Source organism: Spirosoma migulaei (assembly GCF_054776855.1).
This window is the reverse complement of the sequence record NZ_BAAHBG010000027.1, coordinates 51,045-75,553: the sequence shown is the minus strand read 5'-3', so window position 1 is coordinate 75,553 and position 24,509 is coordinate 51,045. Positions and strand designations below refer to the sequence as shown.

18 protein-coding genes, 1 tRNA gene and 1 pseudogene are annotated in these 24,509 nt (G+C 47.2%); 13 read left to right on the top strand and 7 right to left on the bottom strand.

Features of this window, described 5'->3' with window-relative positions; all coding sequences use genetic code 11:
• Positions 1–4: 4 nt before the first annotated feature.
• Both ACYVGO_RS25080 and proS read right to left on the bottom strand, forming a co-directional pair.
• Positions 5–982, bottom strand: a complete 978-nt coding sequence (locus ACYVGO_RS25080) for a sugar phosphate isomerase/epimerase family protein (RefSeq protein WP_460971628.1) — start codon at positions 980–982, stop codon at positions 5–7.
• 316 nt (positions 983–1,298) lie between these two features.
• The gene (gene proS, locus ACYVGO_RS25075; RefSeq protein ID WP_460972108.1) at positions 1,299–2,771 is read right to left on the bottom strand and encodes a proline--tRNA ligase; all 1,473 of its coding nucleotides are present in this window, start codon (positions 2,769–2,771) and stop codon (positions 1,299–1,301) included.
• Positions 2,772–3,031: 260 nt separating this feature from the next.
• Between proS and ACYVGO_RS25070 the strand changes: the two genes are divergently transcribed.
• The gene (locus tag ACYVGO_RS25070) at positions 3,032–4,354 is read left to right on the top strand and encodes a hypothetical protein (protein ID WP_460971627.1); all 1,323 of its coding nucleotides are present in this window, start codon (positions 3,032–3,034) and stop codon (positions 4,352–4,354) included.
• Positions 4,355–4,526: 172 nt separating this feature from the next.
• Positions 4,527–6,104, top strand: a complete 1,578-nt coding sequence (locus ACYVGO_RS25065) for a hypothetical protein (RefSeq protein ID WP_460971626.1) — start codon at positions 4,527–4,529, stop codon at positions 6,102–6,104.
• A 74-nt stretch (positions 6,105–6,178) separates the two neighbouring features.
• Here the strand turns inward: ACYVGO_RS25065 and ACYVGO_RS25060 are convergent, their stop codons facing one another.
• From ACYVGO_RS25060 to ACYVGO_RS25050, 3 genes are all read right to left on the bottom strand, one after another.
• Positions 6,179–6,685 (bottom strand): shikimate kinase, encoded by a 507-nt coding sequence (locus ACYVGO_RS25060; protein WP_460971625.1) that lies wholly within the window; start codon positions 6,683–6,685, stop codon positions 6,179–6,181.
• 72 nt (positions 6,686–6,757) lie between these two features.
• On the bottom strand, positions 6,758–7,900 hold the full coding sequence (locus ACYVGO_RS25055; protein ID WP_460971624.1) for a BT_3928 family protein: 1,143 nt from the start codon (positions 7,898–7,900) through the stop codon (positions 6,758–6,760).
• A gap of 98 nt (positions 7,901–7,998) precedes the next feature.
• The gene (locus tag ACYVGO_RS25050) at positions 7,999–8,535 is read right to left on the bottom strand and encodes a DUF1599 domain-containing protein (RefSeq protein WP_142773246.1); all 537 of its coding nucleotides are present in this window, start codon (positions 8,533–8,535) and stop codon (positions 7,999–8,001) included.
• 98 nt (positions 8,536–8,633) lie between these two features.
• Here ACYVGO_RS25050 and folP point away from each other — a divergent pair, with 98 nt between their 5' ends.
• The 9 genes and pseudogenes from folP (at position 8,634) to ACYVGO_RS25005 (ending at position 20,161) form a co-directional block, all read left to right on the top strand.
• Positions 8,634–9,503: a dihydropteroate synthase gene (folP, locus tag ACYVGO_RS25045; RefSeq protein ID WP_460971622.1), complete on the top strand. Its 870-nt coding sequence runs from the start codon at positions 8,634–8,636 to the stop codon at positions 9,501–9,503.
• Positions 9,504–9,584: 81 nt separating this feature from the next.
• Positions 9,585–9,657: transfer RNA gene (locus ACYVGO_RS25040), tRNA-Lys, on the top strand.
• A gap of 167 nt (positions 9,658–9,824) precedes the next feature.
• Positions 9,825–10,130: an ISAon1 family transposase N-terminal region protein gene (locus ACYVGO_RS25035; protein WP_460971621.1), complete on the top strand. Its 306-nt coding sequence runs from the start codon at positions 9,825–9,827 to the stop codon at positions 10,128–10,130.
• A gap of 148 nt (positions 10,131–10,278) precedes the next feature.
• Positions 10,279–10,764 (top strand): transposase, encoded by a 486-nt coding sequence (locus tag ACYVGO_RS25030; RefSeq protein ID WP_460971620.1) that lies wholly within the window; start codon positions 10,279–10,281, stop codon positions 10,762–10,764.
• Positions 10,765–11,022: 258 nt separating this feature from the next.
• Positions 11,023–11,172, top strand: a pseudogene (locus tag ACYVGO_RS25025) (transposase); the annotation flags it as partial.
• A gap of 739 nt (positions 11,173–11,911) precedes the next feature.
• Positions 11,912–16,486, top strand: a complete 4,575-nt coding sequence (gene gltB / locus ACYVGO_RS25020; RefSeq protein ID WP_460971619.1) for a glutamate synthase large subunit — start codon at positions 11,912–11,914, stop codon at positions 16,484–16,486.
• Between the two features lie 12 nt (positions 16,487–16,498).
• Complete coding sequence (locus ACYVGO_RS25015; RefSeq protein ID WP_460971617.1) at positions 16,499–17,989, top strand: glutamate synthase subunit beta; 1,491 nt, start codon at positions 16,499–16,501, stop codon at positions 17,987–17,989.
• A 587-nt stretch (positions 17,990–18,576) separates the two neighbouring features.
• Positions 18,577–19,296: a hypothetical protein gene (locus ACYVGO_RS25010; protein ID WP_460971616.1), complete on the top strand. Its 720-nt coding sequence runs from the start codon at positions 18,577–18,579 to the stop codon at positions 19,294–19,296.
• A gap of 706 nt (positions 19,297–20,002) precedes the next feature.
• Positions 20,003–20,161 carry a hypothetical protein gene (locus tag ACYVGO_RS25005; RefSeq protein WP_460971615.1) on the top strand — a complete coding sequence of 53 codons (159 nt, stop codon included), beginning with the start codon at positions 20,003–20,005 and terminating at the stop codon, positions 20,159–20,161.
• 354 nt (positions 20,162–20,515) lie between these two features.
• Here ACYVGO_RS25005 and ACYVGO_RS25000 read toward each other — a convergent pair whose 3' ends face one another.
• Complete coding sequence (locus ACYVGO_RS25000; RefSeq protein WP_460971614.1) at positions 20,516–21,226, bottom strand: DUF2461 domain-containing protein; 711 nt, start codon at positions 21,224–21,226, stop codon at positions 20,516–20,518.
• 116 nt (positions 21,227–21,342) lie between these two features.
• A complete protein-coding gene (locus ACYVGO_RS24995) occupies positions 21,343–22,278 on the bottom strand; it encodes a helix-turn-helix transcriptional regulator (protein ID WP_460971613.1) in 936 nt (311 codons plus the stop codon).
• A 117-nt stretch (positions 22,279–22,395) separates the two neighbouring features.
• Here ACYVGO_RS24995 and ACYVGO_RS24990 point away from each other — a divergent pair, with 117 nt between their 5' ends.
• Together ACYVGO_RS24990 and ACYVGO_RS24985 are read left to right on the top strand one after the other, a co-directional pair.
• Complete coding sequence (locus tag ACYVGO_RS24990) at positions 22,396–23,910, top strand: aldehyde dehydrogenase family protein (RefSeq protein WP_142773255.1); 1,515 nt, start codon at positions 22,396–22,398, stop codon at positions 23,908–23,910.
• Positions 23,911–24,063: 153 nt separating this feature from the next.
• Positions 24,064–24,444 carry a DUF779 domain-containing protein gene (locus ACYVGO_RS24985; RefSeq protein WP_142773256.1) on the top strand — a complete coding sequence of 127 codons (381 nt, stop codon included), beginning with the start codon at positions 24,064–24,066 and terminating at the stop codon, positions 24,442–24,444.
• Positions 24,445–24,509: the final 65 nt, after the last annotated feature.

Sequence of the window (24,509 nt, the reverse complement as noted above, 5' to 3'; positions counted from 1 at the left end):
TGAGTTAGGCCGGTAATTTTTTCAGATACGTGTAACTAGTCGTGATGCTCTCAATAGGTTGAGCCGCCATGTCCTGCTCCACAAAGAAGTATTTTAGGCCAGCTAGCTTAGCAGCAGCAAACGCACTTTTGAAATCAACAACTCCGTTTCCTACTTCCGTAATCGTTTTCAGGTCGGATTTGATGTCTTTAGTATGCCAGAGGGGGAAACGGCCCGGATGCTCTTTAAACAATTTCACGGGATCTTTACCCGCTTTCACGGCCCAGGCCAGATCTAACTCCATCTTAACCAGATCTTTGTCTGTTTGCGAGAGGATTAAATCGTAAGGTGTCTTGCCCCCTTCAACGGCATCGAATTCGGTGGCGTGGTTATGATAGGCAAATCCAATACCGGCTTTTTTACAGGCTTCACCCGTTTTCTGGAACACCTCAATCGACTTCTGAATCTCATCGAGTGTAGCCACAGGCGTACTGGCACAAACCAAATACGTCAATCCGCCTTCACCCGCTTCATCAACCAATTGCTGATAGTTGTCCCGCAGATTGAGCATGGGTGGCATCTTTGAAAAATCCATAGCTGGACGTGGGTTGGCTCCGGCAGGTGCCTGCCCTCCACCGGCGGTTCCAGTCGTGCTGGCGGGCGGTGTTGGTCGTGGCTTAAAGGGCGCGCCCCCTGCATGGTGAGCCCTCCAGGTCATGCCCAGATCTTCAACTACTTTTTTAAATTCTTTTGCCGTATAGCCGTAATAGCCTCCCTTCAAACTAAATGCCGATTCAACTTCTTTGTAGCCTACGGCAGCCACTTTTTCAAGGGTTCCTTTTGGATCATCGCTCATGGGCCGAAACAGCGTAAATAACTGTAGCCCGATTGGGCGGGGAGCCAGGGCGGGAAATAAGGCGTCGGCCTGAACAAGTTGGGGTAAAACAAGACCACCAAGGGTCAACGCTCCGGCGTCGCGAAGAAACGAACGTCTGGTATTCATAGGTATACGTTTGGGGTTTAAACAAACAACACAGACGAGGGGAACGCCAACACAGGTATTACCTCTACCTCCAAAATTGTAGTTTGATTACTCAAAACAACAGTAGTTCATTCACTCCCAAAAACGCAATAGACCGAAGCCCAGAAAATATCGGCAGATAGCCCATTTCAGCCGATGAATGGATTGTAGAATTTACAGGTTCATTTGTATTAATTAAAAATAGTCAGGTATAGTCTGGAATGAGCAAGGTTGAGTTTATGAACTACCAACCCTTGACTTTATCAGACTATACCTGACCACTGTTTACCTGCTACTATCAATAAGCCCGCGCAAACACCACACGCCCTTTCGAGGGTTTACCTGAATAGACGCACGTTCCTTCTTCGGCTTCCTGATCGAAGGGAATGCAGCGAATAGTGGCTTTAGTTGCTTCTTTGATGGCTTCTTCGGTTTCGGAAGTGCCATCCCAGTGGGCCATCAAAAATCCTCCTTTCTCGATTTGCTCCTGAAACTGCTCAAACGTATCGACCTTAAACGTATTATCCTGACGGAACGCTTTGGCCTTTGCATAAATCGTAGCCTGAATATCATCCAGCAACGCTTTAATACGCTCAGTCAATCCATCGAAGGGGACCGTTTCCTTACTTTTCAGATCACGACGGGCAATTTCAACCGTGCCGTTTTCCAGATCACGTCCGCCCATAGCCAGCCGAACGGGAACACCCCGTAACTCGTACTCAGCGAATTTCCAGCCTGGTTTATTCGCATCTGAATCATCGAACTTTACCGAAATTCCTGCCTTTTTCAACTCCTGAACCAACGGTTTAATTTTGGCAGACAACTGCTCCAATTGCTCTTCCGTGCGATAAATTGGCACGATCACCACCTGAATAGGCGCCAGTTTGGGAGGTAGAACAAGCCCATCATCGTCGGAGTGGGCCATAATTAAGGCACCCATCAATCGGGTTGAAACACCCCAGGATGTGCCCCATACATAATCCAGTTGATTCTGATTATTCAGAAATTGCACATCGAACGCTTTGGCAAAGTTCTGGCCCAGAAAATGTGAGGTTCCGGCCTGAAGGGCTTTCCCATCCTGCATCATGGCTTCAATACAAAGCGTATCTTCGGCCCCGGCAAACCGTTCGTTGGCTGTTTTAGCGCCTTTAACAACCGGTAAGGCCATCCACTCTTCGGCAAACTGCGCGTACACATCAAGCATCTGCTGGGTTTCAGCTTTTGCTTCGTCAGACGTAGCATGGGCTGTATGCCCCTCCTGCCAGAGGAATTCGGTCGTGCGCAAAAAAATCCGTGTCCGCATCTCCCAGCGAACGACATTGGCCCACTGATTAATAAGTAAAGGCAGGTCCCGGTAGGACTGAATCCAGTTTTTGTACGTACTCCAGATTACCGTTTCCGACGTTGGCCGAACGATCAATTCCTCTTCCAGTTTTGCCTCAGGGTCAACGATTACACCAGAACCATCTTCTGCATTTTTAAGCCGGTAATGCGTAACAACAGCACACTCTTTGGCAAAGCCCTCTACGTGAGAGGCTTCTTTACTTAAGAATGATTTGGGAATGAACAGGGGAAAGTATGCATTCGAATGGCCCGTTTCCTTGAACATATCATCCAGAGCTCGCTGCATTTTTTCCCAGATCGAAAACCCGTAGGGTTTAATGACCATACAGCCCCGAACGGCTGAATTTTCGGCTAGATCAGCTCGCTTAATTAACTCGTTATACCACTCGGAATAATTCTCACTACGGGACGGAATCGCTTTTGCCATGTTTTGATAGGCCATTGATTGTCCCTGAATCATTCATGGTCATTTTTCGTGATAGAACTAAATGACCATGAATGATTCAGGGACAATCAATGACTTTTTTTAAAGACGGATTAAACCTTATTGATTAAAATGGAATCTAATAGAAGATAACTTGCAAAGATAGGTTTTTACTCTATTTTTGTAATCAAACCAGCCATTCCTGTGTTATAGATTGAAATGGCAGTTTACATGAGCCTTTATTACTTTAATTCCCTTGCCAAATGAAAACGCAACGACTATATTCTTACCTGACGTTGGCCGCCCTACTTAGCATCTGGAGTTGTACGTCCAGCCGTCAGACTGCGCAGAACACCAGTGAAGTGGATGATCTGTACGGAGTTTCCGGTAATTCGGAAGTATATGCCAGTAATCGCCAGTCGGATGGGTACAGTGGTCAGCAATCGAGCCGATCGCTGCAACGGCAGCAACAACGCTCACTCCGGAATGCCAATCCCGATTATGCCGATGATCAGCAGTATGGTATCAATGGTAGTAGCAACACAGATGAGTACTACTCCGAGTTAAGTACTCGTAAGCTAAATCGGGGCCTTTCTGCCGATCCAGGCTGGAATGATACCGGAACGAATGCCTATAACTCAGGCTTTGTGAATGGGTACAACTCAGCTACAGCCTCGGCTTACAGCTGGAACCGCTGGGGTTTCAACAACACTGGCTTCTACAGTGGCCTTGGCCTAGGTTTAGGCCTGGGTGGTTATGGCTACAATAGCTTCGGGTTTGGCTTTGGTAGTCCATTCTACTCGCCTTTCTATGGTAGTTCCTACGCCTATAGCCCCTTCTATTCGCCCTTTGGATACGGTTCTTATTATGATCCGTTCTATAGCTCCTATGCGTATGGTGGGTTTGGTGGCTATTACAGCCCCTTCTATTCACCCTATTACAGCGGTGGCTATTATGGCGGTTCGTATATCAACAATGGTTACGTAACCGGAGCTGATCCTTACCGTACCCGCACGTATGCACGTACAACTGATCGGTCGGCAGGTCGATACTCGACTCCGTTTGATAACTCGGCCCGTACATACAATCCGAATGGAGGTCGTGCCAGCGCTAACAATTCCGGTTCAACCGCAACAACGCGCGGGAATGATGGCTATTATGCACGTCCAAGCGGTGGCAGTAACCGGGGAAGTTATTACTACGATAACAGTTCGAGCAGCAATGGCCGAACCAGTACCAATACAACGGCTCCCTCGTACAACAGCAATTCGGGCAGCGGCACCAGCGAATACTACGCTCGCCCCCGCGAGAGCAACCGAGGTAGTTATACACCCTCTACCAGTGGCTCTAGCTACAGTAACGGTGGCAGTAGCCGGAGTAGTTATCAACCAAGTTACCAACAGCCAACTCAGTCGTACCAACAGAGTAGCCGGGGTAGCTATCAGCAATCGCAACCAAGTTATAGCCAACCTAGCTACAGTGCACCAAGCCGCAGCTATAGTGCGCCAAGCTACAGTGCTCCCAGTTCGGGTGGTGGGGGCGGTGCCAGCCATTCAGGTGGTGGGGGCGGACGTGGCCCACGTTAGTTTTTTATAACTTATCAATAAAAAATCCCCGCTGGTTAGGACAATTAGCGGGGATTTTCGTTTTGTAAGTGTTGTGCTATTAACGTATTTATAAGATAGCGATTAAACGTTTATTCGTTAATCTGTTCTAATACGTATAATTATATCGCACTCCACCAATCGCCTTATAAACATGATTAAGCAGTCATTTTTTACAGTAGCCCTTATGGTAGCATCTCGTCTGGCTTTTAGTCAGGGAGCTGCCTTCGATTATGCAGACGATGCCTTTCGTTATTCTGATTTTAGCCAGAATGGCACCGCCCGTTTCAGAGGTATTGGCGGCAACCACACTGCCCTGGGTGGCGATGCCAGTAACCTATCTGGTAATCCGGCTGGCTTGGCCTTCTACAATCGATCTGAGTTGAGTCTGAGCCCCATGTATACGTCGGCCAATAACCAGAGTACGTTTTTAGGTCAACAAACAACCGGCAGTAGTGGTAAAGTTAGCGTTGGCCAATTTGGCCTTATTCTACCTGGTAAAAACAATAATGGTAGCAGCCGCTGGCGCCGGACTACGTTTGGCATTGGCTATTCTCAGTCCGCAAATTTTTTCGATTATATCGACGCACGTGGGCTAAACAATAACCCGAATTCCTCCATCGCCCAGACGTATATTAATTCGGCAAATGCAGCGCAGTACAGCGAGACCGAATTAATTAATGGATTTTATCCGAATGATCGTCAGGCAGATTTTAAAGAAGCTGCTGCCTATGGTCTGTTCTTAATTAATCCAACCACGACAACAACGCCAAGTTATTCTGGTCCGCCTTATACGCGCTATGATGCCACAACCCAGAAAGACCAGCGTTCAACCATTAGCCGCTCGGGTGCCCATTCACAGTGGACACTGGCCTATGCGGGTAACCTGGATGACAAATTATACATTGGTGGTTCGTTGGCACTGACCCATCTGAAATACTCCTCAGAAGTTGCATTTCTGGAAACGCCGGTCAATGGTCGCACCTTTGCGAATTATGGACAGACAAACCGGTTGGATATAACCGGCACGGGCATCAATGCTTCACTGGGTTTAATTTATAAACTAATTCCCCAGTTACAGATTGGTGCTACATTGATTACGCCGACGTTCAGCAGTGCGAATGAAGTCTTTGGTCAAACCCTATCGGCAGTAGCCAAAGACCCAAATCTTCAGCTGAAAACGAATTATGTGGATGTGGTTGACCCTTCTAATGAGTTTACTTACTCATTACAAACACCTTTACGGGCGTCGGGCGGAGCCACATACTTTATCGGAAATGGCAAAATCGGCTTCCTGACAGCAACGGCCGAGTACGTGAATTATCAGGGTATGCGGGTACGTACGTCCGCCTTCACAAATCAACAGGACAACACCGACTTTAAAAATGATGTAAGACGGTTTGTTCAGGATACATACCAGAACGTAATTAATGTGCGAGCCGGGGCTGAAATCCGGGCGGGGCTTCTTCGTCTGCGGGCTGGTGTAGCTTACCTACCCAGTGCTTACAAAATTGATCTGGATCGGGTTGCAAAAGCAGATCGTTCTAAATTGCTGCTATCTGCCGGATTGGGCGTACGAAATGACCGCTTCTTTGCTGATCTATCCGGTTCTTATCTAACTTATAAATCAGGTTATTCTCCTTTCGAATTGCCTAATAGTGTTGATACGCCGACGGTTGCCACAAACAATCGTAGTGCCAACCTGATGCTTTCGCTGGGTGTGTTTTTCTGATCATAATAAGCGCGGGGCGTATGTACTAGAAGTTAACCATTTCTAGTACATACGCCCCGCGCTTATTACGTTTATCATAACCATTTTCCTAATCTCCGAAGCAACTCATCCTCTGTTGTCTCTCCCGAAATAATGATGTTAGCCTGTGAGTAAATAGGCAATCGGAGTTCATACCGTTTTTGCAATACAGTAAGCAGTTCAGGATCGTTTGCATTATTCAGCGGGCGATCCTCATGAGCATGCACCTGTATCCGCCTGGCCAGCACATCTACAGGCACATCTAAAAATACAGACACGCCTGTTGCCTTGATGTACTCCATATTATTATGATAGCAAGGCATGCCGCCCCCCGTCGACACCACCAGATTCCCGCCCGGTTTGAGATTCCGAAGAACCCGCCGTTCGACCTCCCGAAAATATTCCTCGCCTGATTCGGCAAAAATCTCGGGAATGGAGCGTCCTTCTTCCCGAACAATGATCTTATCGGTATCGATAAACCGGTAATGCAAGACATCAGCGATACGTTTGCCAAGCGTACTCTTGCCTGACGATGGCATACCGATAAGGAAAATATTTTTCATGATTTGTGTAGTGATGAAAGCAAATGCAGTTAGTCACAGAATTGCTCAATGCACTGACTTCACCTAGTTCACTTACTTCACTAAACCCTGAACTTCACCCGCATCCGGAGTTGAATTGTAATGCCATTTACCACGCACCACGCCGTTACTCATCAGCCAGGTACCTGGGTTTGATCGCATGATGGTTTTCAGAACCGTAGCATCCGCTTTGTAATAGGGCACAGTTTCTAATTGAAACTCCTTCCGGAACGCCTTGATTTCATCATCACTAGTTGAAGTAAGTATATAGGGAGACACATTGCTTCCTTTTAACCCTTCAACCAAAGCTCGTATAGCAGGCAGGCTTCCGGCATCAATATCTTTCGTATTCTTAACAATGATAAAGAGCTTATTTCCTTCAAACGTTTGCTGAGTGAAATCTCCCTCGTCGTTCCAGATCCGGTAATCCGTAATTTTGGGCTTGGCACTCTGATTCACCAATACCATTTCTTTAAACTTATAGCTCTGATCGGTCGGATAGGTTTCAAACTCCGTTGTTTTTCCATCTTTCTCCATCACGTACTTGTAGCGCAGCGGCTCAAAAGGTTTCATCCCAGCAGGAATACTTTTCCCAACTGCGTAGGGCAGCATATCGATTGGCGGTAGAAACTGAACGGCGTACACACCAAGTGCAAGCGTCAGAGCAACCGTAATGCCCACCAGCCACCCAGTGTTGCGGGACCGAAGGCGGTTGCGGTGGCCTATAATAAACAGGATCAGTACGGTCAGCACAACATCCTTCAGGAACGATGTCCAGGGCTTGAGCTTAATAGCATCCCCAAAACAACCGCAGTCGGTTACCCGGTCGAAATAAGCCGAATAAAAGGTTAAGAACGTAAAGAAAGTGATCAGGAAAAACAGGAGCCAGACTGTCACTTTAGGTTTGTACGAAGCGAGTAAAGCCACACCAAGAATCACTTCTGCTGCGCAGAAAAGCACAGACATAATCAGTGTAAATGGGACTAGCGCCATGAAGAAATCATGAAGAAACGGCACATCCTGCGCAAAGACTTCAAAGTACTCCTCAAACTTAATCTGGGTCCCAACCGGATCGTTGAGTTTAATAAGACCCGAGAATATAAAAACAATACCGACAAGAATGCGGGCAATCCGAGCGGCAATCAGCATGGGTGGCGTGCCGGTTTTAACTTTAGGTTGCGATGTAGTTGGGTTCATAGGTTAAGAATGAAGAATGTATAATTCATAATGTAAAATGACTACTAAATGGCGTAAGATTAATTCTTCATTTTACATTATGAATTATACATTCTTCATTAATTAGTCAGTTTTATTAAGCAAAAAACGGCGTAGTTAATCATATCCATATAATTAGCTTCAACACCCTCAGATACGAGCGTGTTGCCCTGATTATCCTCAATTTGCTTTGTACGCAGCAGCTTCATTAAAATAATATCGGTCATTGAGCTAACGCGCATATCACGCCAGGCTTCACCGTAATCATGGTTTTTAGCAAATAACAACTCAATAACCTGGCCAATTTGGCCATCATAGAGATGTTCGAGTTCATCGGTTGGAATATCGGTCCGTTTGTCCTGTACTAACTGCATCTGAATCAGGGCCATAACGCAGTAATTAATGATACCAACAAACTCAGGCTCAATGCCCTCGCCTACGCGGCTCACGCCCGTTTCCTGCAAGGTGCGGATGCGCTGAGCCTTTATAAAAATCTGATCGGTGATGCTGGGAAGCCGTAAAATACGCCAGGCGGTACCATAGTCTTTATTCTTTTTCAGGAAGAGGTCTTTGCAGCGTTGGATAACCTGCCGATATTCGGATTCTGTAGTGGACATAGTCATTCAATAATCATTGATCGTCATTAACCAGTCATTGATTGTACTTGCGAAGAATGACAATTCAATGTCAATGGATGACAATTTAATGACCTTTTATGCCGAAAGTTACGAAAAAAAGCCTAAACTGCCGGGGACGGCTGGTCGATTTGACTGAACCCGTGGTGATGGGGATTCTAAATGCCACCCCCGATTCATTCTTTGCGGGCAGTCGCGTCAGCCTCGGTAAATCAGCTACGGAACAGGCTGTTGAGCTTGCCGGCCAAATGCTAGCTGACGGTGCCACATTCCTGGATATTGGCGGTTATTCGACCCGCCCCGGCGCAGCAGCCGTTAGTACAGCCGAAGAAGTTGAGCGTGTACTGCCTGTTATAGAAGCGATTCTGGCAAACTTCCCCAGTGCACTGATTTCAATTGATACCTTCCGGGCTTCGGTAGCCCGGAAGGCCATTTCAGCCGGAGCGGTACTCATTAACGACGTGTCGGGGGGAACCCTCGATACCGATATGTTCAGGACGGCTGCCGACTTGAGTCAATCCATGTCGGTTCCGTATATATTGATGCATATGCGAGGTACTCCGCAAACTATGCAGTCATTGGCAACCTATCAGAATCTTGTTCCTGAAGTCGTGGACGAATTGGCACAACGTCTGGCTGAATTACGAACATTGGGGGCTAAAGATATCATTCTCGACCCTGGGTTTGGGTTCGCAAAGACGATTTCGCAAAATTTTGAACTACTAAACAAACTGGACGCTTTTCAGCTATTCAACGAGCCCTTACTGGTCGGTTTTTCCAGAAAGACAACGATCTGGAAAACACTGGCTATCAGCGCCGATCAAGCCCTGAATGGCACTACCGTCTTAAACACAGTAGCCCTCCTAAAAGGGGCATCGATTCTACGTGTTCATGATGTCCGTGAAGCGGTCGAAGCCATAAAGCTCACCCAACAATTAAAAAAAAATTAGGGGTAGTCCTTGCGCTTATAAAAACAAAACCCTACTTTTGCATTCCCAAACGACGAACGATACGTTTGCTGAAAGGGAAATGATCTGGTAGCTCAGCTGGTAGAGCAATACACTTTTAATGTATGGGTCCTGGGTTCGAATCCCAGCCGGATCACAAAAACCGCAAAGCCGCTCAATTGAGCGGCTTTTTTTATGTACCTCCAGGTAAGCTCACTACCCGTTTTTTATCTATTTTTGAGAAAATAGCTTTGGATCAATGCATAAAGTTGTGGAGGGCGTTGTATTTATCTAGGTTTGTGCGTTTGATCAAACCGAGTTGTTTTGGAAAGTTTCTTACCCATCATCCAGTTCCTGTTGCCTGAGTTCATCCTGGAAAATTTTGAATTGACTTCTATTGACCGCCAGGATGGTGTCTTCCAGGTGCATATCGAAGAGAAAAACGCCGATGCGCAGGACCCAGAACGGAAAAATCTACTCTCCAAGGGCTTTTTCCCCACCATCACCGTCCAGGACTTCCCCATTCGGGGCCACCAGGTTTTCCTCCACATCAAGCATCGTCAGTGGCCACCGTGGCGCGGCTTAATACCAAAACGGGAAAGGTGGTCTACCGAGATTGGACTCAAGTAGCTGATGGAACGCGAATGACCAGTGAGTTTGCGGCTTTTTTAAAAGACATCAGCGGCAGCGGCCGTCCGTTGATAAACCAACCCGACTAGCATTCGAGCTGTTGGTGGGTTTTATGGAGTTGGAGGCCAACCCTTATTGCGTCAATATCGTGATTGTCAAAGTGGATTTAAAAATTGGGATCAACGAGCCCATGCCCAAGATTGGCTGCTTTATCCACAAAATGTGGGGGCGCATCTGTCTATTGACGAGACGAGCCTGTCGAATGGGGAGTTATATTTATAATACGATCCTAACCAATAAGGTCGCTAAAGGCCGGAAAGAAAGCATTGTCGCCATTATTGCGGGCACCAAGGCAGAGGCCACGATTGAAGTCCTACGCCAGATTCCCGAAAAGGTTCGTAGAAAGGTAACTGTAATCAGGCTCGATATGGCGGGTAACATGGCCCTAATCGCTAAAAAATGTTTCCCTAAGGCCACTCAGGTCACTGACCGCTTTCATGTACAACAACTTACCCTGGAGGCAGTTCAGGACATGCGCATCCAGTACCGATGGGAAGTTCTGGAAGCCAAGAATCAGGCCCTTGAAGAGGCTATAAGCTCAAGCAGACCGATTATCAACCCGAACTACTTTTAATGGGGACACCCTTAAACAGCTTTTGGCTCGCAGTCGGTATGTGCTCTATAAAAAGCCCACCGATTAGACAGCAAGTCAGCAACAGCGAGTGAGCTTGCTGCTTGAGCGGTATCCTGAAGAAAGCCTATGAGTTGAATCAGGGGCTAAGCCACATCTTTGAAAACACGACCGACAAACTCTACGGCTTAGCTCGCTCGTGGCTTAGCCAAATGGCATGAACAGGTTCATCAAGCTAGTTTTAAGGCCTTCAACAACGTCGCTCGGTCCATCCAAAACCATTACCAGACCATCCTTAACTACTTTGACAATCGCAGTACGAATGCCTCGGCAGAATCCTTCAATACCAAGATAAAAGCATTTAGGTGTCAATTTCGTGAGGCTCGGAATGTGGAATTCTTCCTCTACTAGCTGACTCAGTTATATGCTTAATCCAAGTTGATCCACAACTTTTGGTCTTGATACATAGCTTTTCCTCATTGTTAATTTTTGGACAGGATCAACAGGATGTGACTTCTGTCACCCATCCTGTTAATCCTACAATCCTGTCGAAAATAGCCATATTCAACAATCCTTTATGTCCGTAACTATATCTGTGATCAACCTGCTTATCCGATTTAAATCCTATTGGTTAAGCTGCTTCATAGCGGGCTTAGTATGCATTGAAACCTTCGCGCAACCAACGGCTATTGTCTGTAAACGACTCATTGACGGAACAGGCAAGGTGATACAAAACGCGGCCATAATTTTATCTCGTATGAACAGCCAATTAGTTCTGATGGTCTGGTCGCTAATGGCCCGGAGAAAATCCGAAAAGCCGTTCGGGAGGAGATCAAACAGGGTACCTATTCTGTACGTTCATTGCCCTATTCAGTCTATCAAATTGGCATTTTTCAAGAAGAACTATAATCAAATTCACAATTAAAGCCGTTTACTAGTATATTCCGACAAAGGCTGTTTTTGCCAAATTTTTTTAGTAGTATATTGCGTGACTTTGTCACAAACGCCCGTCAGCCCGGCTAACATCTTCTGATTTGTTTATACGCCAGGCTACCTGTTAATTTAGATTTTCCTAACAATCGACGTTATTTTTTGCGATTCTGTCAATCAGAATACATTTATAGCGTCCTTATCCAACACTGTTACGACCATGTCTGATCAGGTTGACCAATTGGCGGGCCTCTACCGCCCCGAGTTTGAACACGACAATTGCGGTATCGGCTTTGTAGCCCATATTAAAGGTCGAAAGTCTCACCAGATTGTATCGGATGCGCTCCAGATGCTTCGGCGTATGGAACACCGGGGCGCCGTTGGGTCTGAACCCAATTCCGGCGATGGCGCGGGACTACTCATCCAGATTCCGCACGAGTTTTTTGTTGATGAAACTCGCAAGCTAGGTGTTCACCTTCCTCCTGCGCTCGAATATGGCGTTGGAATGGTTTATTTTCCGAAAGATGTATGGCTTCGGGAAGAATGCCGGGCTGTATTGAATCGGAAGATGAAACGGCTGGGACTTGAACTCCTCTGTTATCGGGTTGTACCAGTCAATAATAGCGATCTGGGGAATGGCTCACGTTCAGCAGAACCTCAAATGGAGCAGGTGTTTATTAAACGCCCAGCCGACGTTACCAATGCGGAAGATTTTGAGCGGAAACTATACATTCTTCGTAACTATAGTACGCGCATCATTAATGAAACCATTGCGGGTGTCGACCATTTTTATTTTTCGTCGCTCTCTTGCCGTACAATTACCTATAAAGGGCAACTAACAACGCTTCAGTTGGAGCCGTATTTCCCGGACCTTCAGAATGAAGAGGTTGTTTCGGCACTTGGGGTTGTGCATTCGCGCTTTTCAACGAATACCTTCCCGTCCTGGAAGCTAGCTCAACCCTTCCGGTATATTGCCCACAATGGTGAGATCAACACGGTAAAGGGGAATGTGAACTGGATGAAAGCAGCCGAAGGGCTTCTTGAATCGGCTAAGTTTACAAAGGACGAGATGGACATGTTATTGCCCATCTGCGATCCGAAACAGTCTGACTCGGCTAACCTCGATAATGCCATTGAATTGTTGGTCATGAGCGGTCGCTCGTTGCCGCATGTGATGATGATGCTGGTTCCCGAAGCCTGGGACGGCAACGACCACATGGACCCCGTTCGGAAAGCATTTTACGAATACCACGCAGCCCTGATTGAGCCCTGGGACGGCCCAGCCTCGATATCCTTTACCGATGGCCGGATCGTTGGTGCTACCCTCGACCGGAACGGACTACGCCCATCCCGTTTCTGGGTCACCAGCGACGATGTTGTAATCATGGCCTCGGAAGTAGGTGTTCTTGATATTGATCCAGCAATTGTTGTTTCAAAAGGTCGCCTTCAGCCTGGCAAGATGTTCCTGGTCGACATGGAGCAGGGACGTATTGTATCGGACGAAGAGATCAAAGCGGAAATTTGTACCCGCAAGCCCTATAGCAAATGGCTGGCCGATAATAAAATAAAGATTCAGGATCTTGAAGCACCGATCCGGTCGTATAACCCGTATGATCCCGCCAAATTGCTACGCATGCAACAGGCGTTCGGCTTCACATCCGAAGATCTCCGGATGATTCTGGCCCCAATGGTGGAAACCGGTAAAGAGGCCCTCGGTTCGATGGGTATCGATATCCCGCTTGCCATACTGTCGGAGCAGAGTCAACACCTGAGCCATTATTTCAAGCAGTTGTTTGCGCAGGTAACCAACCCGCCAATTGACTCCATTCGGGAGCGGTCGATCATGTCGCTGATTTCATTTGTAGGGGCAACGTATAATCTACTCAGTGAATCGCCGGAACATTGCCGTCAGGTAGAATTAGATCAGCCTGTACTGACAACAAAGGAGTTTGATAAATTACGCTTTATTGACAAGCCCAATTTCCAGGCTAAAACGATCAACTGTCTGTTTACGGCCGATGGCCAGGGTCGCTCACTCGAACGGGCGCTCGATCGGATCTGTCGGTATGCAGAAGATGCCATTCAGGATGGGTACTCGATTCTGGTTCTTTCCGACCGTGCTATCGACTCCAGCCATGCACCTATTCCATCCCTGCTGTCTACAGCGGCCATTCACCACTACCTGATTCGTCAGGGTTTGCGAGGCAAAGTTGGTATCGTAGTAGAAGCCGGGGATGTGTGGGAAACGCACCACGTTGCCACATTGATTGGGTACGGTGCATCGGGCGTCAACCCGTACATGGCGTTCGAGACGATTGCCAATATGAAAGAAAAGGGTTTGCTGGCGGTTGATTACGACCTCGACAAACTCTTCAAAAACTACGTTAAGGCTGTCAATGGCGAGTTGCTCAAAATCTTCTCGAAGATGGGGATCTCTACCCTGCAATCGTATCAGGGTGCCATGATTTTCGAATGCCTGGGCTTGAATCAGGACGTCGTGAGTCGGTATTTCACCGGTACGGTATCCCGCATTGGCGGTATGGGTCTGGACGAGATTGCCAACGAAATTCTGGTTCGCCATTGCGTTTCTTTCCCCGATATGCCCGTATCGGTCCCTCGTCTGGAAGTGGGAGGTATTTACCAGTGGAAGCAACGGGGAGAAAAGCACATTTTCAATCCCGACACGATTCACTTATTACAGCAGTCTACGAAGAAGAACGATTATTCGATCTTCAAGAAATATTCGAAACTTATTGACGATCAGACGCAGAAAGCCATCACACTGCGCGGTCTGTTAAAGTTCAAGAAAGGAGCGTCTGTGCCTATCGACGAAGTTGAACCCATTGAAAGTATCTTCAAGCGGTTCGCAACGGGGGCTATGTCGTTCGGGTCGATTTCCTGGGAAGCGCACACCACGCTGGCCATTGCCATGAACCGTATCGGCGGCAAGAGCAATTCCGGCGAAGGTGGCGAAGATGAACTCCGTTATACTCCGCTCGAAAACGGCGACAGTATGAACTCGGCCATCAAGCAGGTTGCGTCGGGCCGGTTTGGGGTAACGAGCTACTACCTGACCAATGCGCAGGAGCTACAGATCAAGATGGCGCAGGGTGCCAAGCCTGGCGAAGGTGGTCAGTTACCTGGCTTTAAGGTAGATGACTGGATTGGTCGGACACGCCACTCAACACCGGGTGTTGGCCTGATTTCGCCCCCTCCTCACCACGATATTTATTCGATCGAGGATTTGGCTCAGCTCATCTCCGACCTTAAAAACGCCAACCGGGCCGCCCGGATCAGCGTTAAATTAGTATCGGAAGCCGGGGTCGGTACCATTGCTGCCGGGGTTGCCAAAGCCCATGCCGATCACATCCTGATTTCGGGACACGATGGCGGAACGGGAGCCTCTCCCCTCTCGTCGATTCGTCACGCAGGTTTGCCGTGGGAATTAGGGCTGGCTGAAGCGCATCAAACGCTGGTTAAAAACAAACTACGCGGCCGGGTAACGGTTCAGGCCGATGGCCAGATGCGTACCGGTCGTGACCTGGCCATTGCCGCCTTACTGGGTGCCGAAGAATTTGGCGTGGCCACGGCCGCACTGGTTGCCACGGGCTGTATCATGATGCGAAAATGCCACCTGAATACCTGCCCGGTGGGTGTGGCAACGCAGAATAAAGAACTTCGTGCGCTATTTACAGGCAAGCCTGAGCATGTGGTGAATATGTTCACCTTCCTGGCCATGGAACTGCGTGAGATCATGGCGGAGTTAGGCTTCCGCACCATTAACGAAATGGTTGGTCAGTCCCAAATGCTCGAATTACGTGAGAATCTGGCACACTGGAAATACAAAAAGGTGAACCTCGATGCCCTGATTTACAAAGAGCCAACCAATCTGGATGTGGCACTGTACAAACAGGAAGAACAGAATCACTATTTAGATGATGTACTTGACAGGAAACTGATTGAACTGGCAAAGCCTGCGCTGGCATCTGCCGAGTCGGTTTATGGCGAATTCACGGTGCAGAACATTGACCGGAGCATCGGCACGATGTTGTCCAACGAAATCTCGAAAGTATACGGTGGCCCCGGACTGCCCGATAGTACGATCCACGTTAAACTTCGGGGTACGGCTGGTCAGAGCTTCGGCGCATTCAGCACAAGCGGTATCAAACTCGAACTTGAAGGCGATGCCAATGATTACTTCGGCAAAGGTCTCTGTGGAGCGCAACTGATTGTGTATCCTGACCGGACAGCGCAGTTTCAACCAGAGGAAAACAGCATTGTTGGTAACGTATCGTTTTATGGAGCCACCTCGGGCGAAGCATTTATACGGGGGATGGCGGGCGAGCGATTCTGCGTTCGTAACTCCGGGGCTAAAGTCGTCGTTGAAGGCGTGGGCGACCACGGACTTGAATACATGACGGGAGGTCTTGCCATCATTCTGGGGCAAACGGGCCGCAACTTCGCAGCGGGTATGTCGGGAGGTGTGGCGTATGTGTACGATCAGGACGGATCATTTGCCTCGAAATTAAATGGTGAAATGGTGAGCCTGGAAAGCCTGACAGACGAAGACCAGGGCATCATCCGCGAATACGTTGACAAACATTTCCAATACACCACCAGCAACGTAGCCCTTGCCCTGATTCAGGACTGGGACAATCAGATTGGTCGTTTCGTGAAAGTAATGCCCGGTGATTTCCGGCAGGCGCTTGCTGGTCGGGGCATTTCGCTGGCGGATCAGATTCGCGACAAGAGCATTGTTTATCAGGACATAACCGTAGATGTGACGCAGGGGTAAGTAAAAAATACTATGGGAAAACCTACCGGATTTTTAGAATTTACGCGCGAGCTACCCAAAAAGCGCGACCCGCAGCAGCGGATCCACGATTACAAGGAAATTGAGATGCCGCACTCGGAGAAAGACTCCCAGCGGCAGGCTGCCCGGTGTATGGATTGCGGCACACCGTTCTGCCACAGCGGCTGTCCACTGGGAAACATCATTCCTGAGTTCAACGACGCGGTTTACGAACAAAACTGGGCCTATGCCTACGAGATTCTGAGTTCGACGAACAACTTCCCGGAATTTACGGGTCGTATTTGCCCGGCTCCCTGCGAAGCCTCGTGTGTATTGGGCATCAATAAACCGCCCGTCGCTATTGAGTTCATAGAAAAGTCGATTGCCGAAGCCGCTTTTGAGCATGGCTACATAACCCCAAAGCCGCCTAAAGAACGGACGGGTAAGCAGGTAGCTGTGGTAGGGTCTGGCCCGGCGGGTCTGGCCGCTGCGGCTCAGCTTAACAAAGCAGGCCACACCGTTACGCTATTTGAGCGGGCCGATCAGATTGGTGGTTTGTTACGTTACGGCATCCCTGACTTCAAACTTGAGAAGTGGACCATCGACCGCCGGTTAGCGGTGATGGAAGCTGAAGGCATAACCTTCAAAACAGGTGTTAATGTTGGCGTAGATGTAAAGGCGAACGATTTACTGAATGACTTTGATTTAGTAATGCTGACCGGTGGTTCCACCGTGCCGCGCGATCTGCCAATTCCGGGTCGTAACCTCAAGGGAATTTATCCAGCAATGGAATTCCTGAGCCAACAGAACAAGCGGAATGCTAAGCTTCCGGTTGTCGTTGATCATCAGGGTGAGAAGTACAGCGATGGCGAATTACTGGCAACGGGTAAAAACGTAGTTGTTATTGGTGGTGGCGATACAGGTTCCGACTGTGTCGGAACGTCAAACCGACATGGTGCTACCAGTATAACCCAAATTGAGTTAATGCCAATGCCACCGAAAGACCGGGCCGAGAATACGCCCTGGCCTAATTGGCCCATGATGCTTCGCACCAGTTCCTCGCATGAGGAAGGTTGTGACCGGCACTGGTCTATCAACACCAAGGAATTCATTGGCGACGAAAATGGCAGTCTGAAAGCACTCCGTATTGTTGACCTGACCTGGAAACACGAGAACGGCCGCATGCAAATGGTGGAGCTACCCGGTTCGGAACGCGACATCCCCTGCGAACTGGCCCTACTGGCCGCTGGCTTCCTGCATCCGCAGCACAACGGCCTGCTAGACGACCTCGGTCTTGAGTACGACGAGCGCGGCAACGTAAAAGCGACGAACTACCAGACAACGACCAATCCGAAAGTATTTGCCGCTGGCGACATGCGCCGGGGTCAATCGCTGGTTGTCTGGGCTATCTCCGAAGGCCGAGAAGCTGCCCGTGCGGCTGACCTGTACCTGATGGGTGAAACGATGCTCGAAGCGAAAGCGGTTTCGATGATCGCGGTGGAATAAATTTTTTATTGGTTTATTATAAGCAATTGGGCCATTAGTTTAAACTAATGGCCCAATTGCTTTTTTATTTGTAGTAAAAACTATTTATTTTGTAACGTTAAAAATAAACATCAATAGCATTTAATGTGATAATGATTAAGGAGTGGACTGATGGTAAGGTGCATTAAAGCTTTTACGTAACTAGAGCATGGTTTAAAAACCCAGCGACTGGCTTTTTAAAGGTCAATAGCTGAATGAGCCTTACAGTACGCACAGTTTGCAACGTGTTTTCCACCGTGCTAAAGATGCCGCCAAAATACGTCAGCATGTTACTTTTCATAATTTGCGTCACAACTACATTACCTACCTTCACAAAAATGGCACCTATATTAATCGGCCATCCGATGTGGTGCTTCTTTGAAACATTTGTATAAGGTTCAACAGTAGAAATTCTATTGATCTTTTTGTGCTACAATTACGCCCCATCGCCAAGCAAGGAAACGTTTTTGGCATACATAAAAATACGACCAACGGACACTTGAAGTGGAATATCAGATAATTTAAAGGACATTTTTGAACATTAACATTCAAGTTTAAAAAATATTTATATGACCAGAAGTCAAATATTTTGGGGTTTCGCTATTGCAATTGTGGGAGGAATTATAGTTTTATATTATCAATTGTATATATTGACACCACCACCACCAAAATTTGATGATTTACTTTCTAAAAAAGACTCATTAACCTTATTAAGAAATAAAGATTTAGAGTACAGCCAAATCCAAAAAGAAGAAATTCGCTTAAATCAGGCAATAATTGAAACCAAGGAATATGTTATTTCTAACAATTTCGATGCTGCAAAAACTAAAATAGCCCAAGTAGTTTGGATTCTAGACTTAAAATATCACAATAAAAGTGAGTATATAAATAGATATATTGAATTACAAAAAGATTTAAGTCTACTATTTAATAAAGCATATTCATTAGCACAGAAAACGAAGTCAAAAGATTTAGAAGAGGAAGTTTTACTTGAAGAATATGGTGAAGGAATCCATACTTTTCCCGATGGTAGTCGCTTAGTATGCAAATACGTTACGACTAATTATGTCGAGGTGGATTTTTATTATAATGACAATAGTCGCGAGCAAGAACTTGGGCAAAAAATTTTAATTGGACAAGAACACATATTTTCTACTACTGATTATAATCATGAATTCGGAGTTTTATATTTACAAAGAGAAAGTAGTAGCTCCGCTAACTTCAAAACCCATTATCGTAGGATAACTTTAATGCCAAAACGAAATACCAACGAAGATGAACAACTGTAAAAAATATTGAGAACAAAAAACTGCCTAAAAGAATGTCAAAGAATGTCTACGACTAACATGGATTTGTGATTATTGTAACTGAATACTCACAACTATATTTAACTGACGAAAAATGGTAGCATCAAAAAAAATAGTATTTATTCACGGATTATTGATACACACATCTTCTTGGTAACAATGGATAAAGTTTTTAATGACAAAAGTTATAAAACAATAAATCTTGGTTGTCCAGGAGATTCTTTAACAGTTGCTGAATGACGTGCAAACCCCCAATCCATTGCAAACATTGGTGTAAAAGAAATTGGTGAAAATTATGCTAAAATAATTGCTACATTTCCTCAGCCACATATCGTTATTGGTAATTCCTTTGGGGTCTAATTGCCCAAATATTATTAGGACGTATCTTAGCAAGCGTTTGTAAAGACATTGACCCTGCACCAATTAAAGGTGCTTGGCAGCTTCCATTTTCTGCACTTAAAGTATCTCTGTCTGTTCTTGGGAATCCATTTAATTTAAAGAAAGCAAACTCTCTAACATACGAACAATTTAGTTATGGCTTCGCCAGTGTGGTTTCTGAAAATGAAGCAAAAGAACTTTACGACGTTGAACAATTCCTGGACCTTCCAAACCATTATTTCAGGCAGCAACAGCCACTTTTGCCGGAATTGAAACAAAAGTGAACACCCAAAATACAACCACTCGCCCTATGCTAATTATAGGTGGAGCAATGGACAATCAAGCACCACCTATACGTGGACAAGCATCAATTAAAAAGTATAATACATCTGTAATTTCTGACTTTAAACTGTTTGATGGCCGTGGAAATTCCCTTATACTGGACAGCGGTTGGAAAGAAATAGCATAATACTTTCTTGATTGGCTTAAAAAGAGCGGGCTTTGACGAACGAGAAAAACAACGAACCGCTAGCACGGGTTTTGCGTTAGTGGGCGGACAGTGCGAATAGAAGGATTTAATAAACTTTGTGGCTAGCAAACAGTTTTTGCACCAACGCAAAGCTCCTAAACGTTATTCGCAACCATAAGTGACACAGTACAAGGAAAATTCCAGTAGACCTGACAAGATATATATTTCAGCCCCAAAACTGTTCGTATTTACAACAGTAAAACTGTATTTTTTGATGCTACCTCTTTAACGCTGTGCTCTCCCTGCCGCATCGGCGAACCGCTTTGTAGCTAATTCAATTGGGAAGTACTCCCCTTACAACGTTACCGTCTCCTCCTTCTCATCATAAAACAGATAGTTCAGTAAATCACAGTAGGGCTTGATGATTCGGCTGCCGCGCACAATTTCGTCGGCGAAGTTGGGTTTGAGAACTTCCTTGTCGGTATAACGGTGTAGGAAGAATAACTCTTTGCGCCGAAGCAACTCGATTTCGGGGTGGTCGGCGGGATAGCCTTTGGGTGTTGTTTTCATCACCTCACCCGCTGCTTCAGGAAAGTAGGTCTTGAACTCATCGGCCTCAATGATGTCCTTCAGTTCCTGAGCGTTATAGTCCACTTCCTGCCGAAATTTAGCGAGATTAGCGGGTGTCGGCTGCCACATGCCCGCACCCAGAAACGATTGGTTACCCGGTTGGATATGTACGTAATAATCAACCCGGCCCGAATGACGTCCGCCGGGGCCGACTGCAAAGGCCAGATTTGATTTGTAGGGCGCTTTATCTTTAGAAAATCGGATGTCGCGGTTGATGCGAAAAATACAGTCTTTTACCGCGGTATTGGCTAACGGTTCAAACGGGCTAAGCCCTGCCAATACCCGCTCCACTACCGCGCAAAGCTCGGCTTTGGCAGCATCGTACCGAGGCCGGTTGGCATGAAACCATTCCCGATTGTTGTTGTCAACGAGTTCGCGCATGAACTCCAGCGTAGGCGCCGTAAAGGCCGCTTTTGAGGTAGTTTTTGTTGTCATAACTACCCCAAAGATAAGCAAATTGATGTATGATATAGGCTGTAGGATGTATCGTTTACTGGACATACATCTTATATCCTATATCATATATCATACATCCCTATCGTACATCATTCTTAATTTAGCCCTAAGAGTTGCCGCTTAAATTGGCGGGGGCAGATGTTCTCGACCGAACGAAAGGCGCTACTAAAATGGGTGACACTGTTAAAGCCTGATTCATAACAGGCATCTGTAATGGTCTTGGTCGGAATGCTTAGAATCGCTTTTGCCCGTCGAATACGTTCAGTCAGGATAAACTGGGCTGGCGAAACGCCGAGTTCACTTTTAAAAAGTCGGAAAAAGTGCGATTTAGACAGGCAGGCTTTATCACACAGCTCCTCAACCGACAAACTACGGGTAATATTCTCACGAATATAGGTCACCACATACGCCAGCCGGTTCGTATTTATATGCTGGCTCGTTTGCAAAAGTAAACCCGTGCGCACCTGCGTTTGTGAAAGTCGGACAATCAGCTCACGCAGGGTGTTTTTGATAAAGAAGGGCCGAAACGAGTTGTTTTCACGAAACAACCGCATCAGTTTATCCGTCAGTGAACTGATTTCAGGGTCATTCTGCACCAGATAATTATCTGTATCCAATTGCCACTGATCTATGGTTTCGACACGCGGAATCTCTTCATTCAGTTGATCAATCGTTTCACGAATAAACTCATCCGAAATCGTGAGTGCCAGGCAGCGCGTAGGAGAATCGGTGGTGGCGTCGGGAAAATCAATCTGCATCAGCCGGTCAGAAGGTAATAATAACGACTCACCGGGCTGGTAATCGAAGGGGTCCATCTCCCGCAAATGCATCACTTTCCGGCCACTTAGCATGCTGGTCATTACGGGCGCGTTGAAACGCAACTGAATCAGGTTCGCCTGCTGAAATGTCTCATACAGATGTAGTTCGGCTTCATCATGGCTGAGTGTCAGCTTATTCTCCACCAACGTGTCCAAGCGGGCTCCCCAGGCACTTACCGCTTCCTTAGGAACCACTTTCCTTAATTTTTCCATACGACCACAGAATGGGAGGATTTCGTAAGTATTTGAGACGATACCGCAAAAATACTTGTACAATTTCGGCAAAATTTGTGAAGAAGCTAATTAAATCACATAAAACCTTTTTTAAACATGCAAACTGCAGAAGCACCGAGCAAGACTATGCCCCGGCCAATGTTTAAGACTCAGTATGAAAACTACATCGGCGGCAAATGGGTACCACCCGTTGGAGGAGAGTACTTCGACAATGAGTCGCCGGTTGATGGGAGCCTGATTGCCAAAATGCCCCGCTCGAAAGCTGCTGATGTCGATTTAGCCGTTGCCGCAGCCCAAAAAGCGTTTGAAACCTGGGGTAAAACATCGGCTACCGAACGGAGCAAAGTGTTGCTTCAGATTGCGGATGTCATTGAACAGAATCTGGAGTTTCTGGCTCGTGTTGAAACTGTAGAGAATGGCAAAGCCCTCCGCGAAACGATGGCGGCCGATCTACCCCTTTGCGTAGATCACTTCCGTTATTTTGCGGGCGTTATCCGGGCTGAAGAAGGTACTGCCACCGAACTGAATGCCGATACGTTGTCGCTCATTATTAAGGAGCCAGTGGGTGTTGTCGGACAAATTATCCCCTGGAACTTCCCCCTGCTGATGGCAACCTGGAAACTGGCACCGGCCCTGGCTGCTGGCTGCTGCGTGGTTATTAAACCCGCTGAACAAACCCCTACCTCGCTGGCCATTATGTTCGAATTGCTGGAAGGCATCGTACCTGCCGGTGTGGTCAACATTATTCAGGGATTTGGCCCGGAAGCCGGTAAACCGCTGGCCCAGCACAAAGGCATCAACAAGGTAGCCTTTACGGGTGAAACCACGACAGGACGTCTTATCATGCAGTATGCATCGGAAAACCTGATTCCGGTCACGATGGAGCTAGGCGGTAAATCGCCGAACATCTTCATGAAATCCATTGCCGATCATGACGACGAGTTCTTCGATAAGTGCGTGGAAGGAGCGGTAATGTTTGCGCTCAACCAGGGTGAAATCTGTACCTGTCCATCGCGTTTGCTGGTTCACGAAGATATTTACGACAAGTTTATGGAACGGGTAATTGCCCGTACCAAAGCGATCAAACTTGGCCACCCGCTCGACCCAGAAACGATGATGGGTGCGCAGGCCAGCAACGACCAGTACGAGAAAATTCTGTCGTACATCAACATCGGCAAACAGGAAGGAGCTGAAGTGCTGACCGGAGGTGGTCCCGCCGACACCATTGAAGGTGGTTTTTATATTCAGCCGACGATTTTCAAGGGCAACAACAAGATGCGGATTTTCCAGGAAGAAATCTTCGGACCCGTTCTGTCGGTAACGACCTTCAAGGATGCCGACGAAGCCGTTGCTATTGCCAATGATACGCTTTATGGGCTGGGGGCCGGGTTCTGGTCTCGCGATGCCCATGAACTATACACCATTCCCCGTCAGATTCAGGCGGGTCGCGTGTGGGTAAACTGCTACCACGATTACCCGGCCCACGCACCGTTTGGCGGCTACAAGAAGTCGGGTTTTGGCCGTGAAAACCACCTGATGATGTTAAACCACTATCGCCAGGTTAAAAACCTGCTGATCTCGTACAGCAAAAACAAATTAGGGTTCTTTTGACAAAGGGGAGAAAAGGGAGGAAGGAGGAGAGGGACGTAAGGGAGAACGTAAATCTATCTCTTGTTTGGTCCCTTCCCCCTCCTCCCTTTCGTCTCTCTCCTCCTTCCTCCCTTTCGTCCCTCTCCTCCTTCCTCCCTTTTCTCCCTCTTCGTTATGGAAAGAATAGACCTCACTCCGGCGGCAGCCGAGATTATTGATAAACTCCGCGCTGATCACGGACCACTTATGTTTCACCAGAGTGGGGGTTGTTGCGATGGCTCCTCGCCTATGTGCTATGCTGTCGGTGATTTTATCATTGGCTCATCGGATGTGCTACTGGGCCAGATTTACGGCTGTGATTTCTGGATGTCGAGCGATCAATTTGAATACTGGAAACACACGCACTTAACCGTTGACGTAACCCGTGGGCGTGGGGCCAGTTTCTCGCTTGAAATCCCGCTGGGTGTTCGATTTCTGATTCGGTCCCGGCTCTTTGACGATGATGAATTTGCTCAATTAGCCCCCGTTCATGTTGGGCCACTGGAGGAAGTATAACGGTTTAAGGTAGTCAGTATTCGGTTTACCGTGGTTACTGCAAAATCCGATCACTCTGCCTAAAT

What these genes read in the sequence shown, in the direction of transcription:
- ACYVGO_RS25080 (WP_460971628.1), bottom strand. Translation starts at nt 982, where the DNA reads ATGAATACCAGACGTTCGTTTCTTCGCGACGCCGGAGCGTTGACCCTT.
- proS (WP_460972108.1), bottom strand. Translation starts at nt 2,771, where the DNA reads ATGGCAAAAGCGATTCCGTCCCGTAGTGAGAATTATTCCGAGTGGTAT.
- ACYVGO_RS25070 (WP_460971627.1), top strand. Translation starts at nt 3,032, where the DNA reads ATGAAAACGCAACGACTATATTCTTACCTGACGTTGGCCGCCCTACTT.
- ACYVGO_RS25065 (WP_460971626.1), top strand. Translation starts at nt 4,527, where the DNA reads ATGATTAAGCAGTCATTTTTTACAGTAGCCCTTATGGTAGCATCTCGT.
- ACYVGO_RS25060 (WP_460971625.1), bottom strand. Translation starts at nt 6,685, where the DNA reads ATGAAAAATATTTTCCTTATCGGTATGCCATCGTCAGGCAAGAGTACG.
- ACYVGO_RS25055 (WP_460971624.1), bottom strand. Translation starts at nt 7,900, where the DNA reads ATGAACCCAACTACATCGCAACCTAAAGTTAAAACCGGCACGCCACCC.
- ACYVGO_RS25050 (WP_142773246.1), bottom strand. Translation starts at nt 8,535, where the DNA reads ATGTCCACTACAGAATCCGAATATCGGCAGGTTATCCAACGCTGCAAA.
- folP (WP_460971622.1), top strand. Translation starts at nt 8,634, where the DNA reads ATGCCGAAAGTTACGAAAAAAAGCCTAAACTGCCGGGGACGGCTGGTC.
- gltB (WP_460971619.1), top strand. Translation starts at nt 11,912, where the DNA reads ATGTCTGATCAGGTTGACCAATTGGCGGGCCTCTACCGCCCCGAGTTT.
- ACYVGO_RS25015 (WP_460971617.1), top strand. Translation starts at nt 16,499, where the DNA reads ATGGGAAAACCTACCGGATTTTTAGAATTTACGCGCGAGCTACCCAAA.
- ACYVGO_RS25010 (WP_460971616.1), top strand. Translation starts at nt 18,577, where the DNA reads ATGACCAGAAGTCAAATATTTTGGGGTTTCGCTATTGCAATTGTGGGA.
- ACYVGO_RS25005 (WP_460971615.1), top strand. Translation starts at nt 20,003, where the DNA reads ATGCTAATTATAGGTGGAGCAATGGACAATCAAGCACCACCTATACGT.
- ACYVGO_RS25000 (WP_460971614.1), bottom strand. Translation starts at nt 21,226, where the DNA reads ATGACAACAAAAACTACCTCAAAAGCGGCCTTTACGGCGCCTACGCTG.
- ACYVGO_RS24995 (WP_460971613.1), bottom strand. Translation starts at nt 22,278, where the DNA reads ATGGAAAAATTAAGGAAAGTGGTTCCTAAGGAAGCGGTAAGTGCCTGG.
- ACYVGO_RS24990 (WP_142773255.1), top strand. Translation starts at nt 22,396, where the DNA reads ATGCAAACTGCAGAAGCACCGAGCAAGACTATGCCCCGGCCAATGTTT.
- ACYVGO_RS24985 (WP_142773256.1), top strand. Translation starts at nt 24,064, where the DNA reads ATGGAAAGAATAGACCTCACTCCGGCGGCAGCCGAGATTATTGATAAA.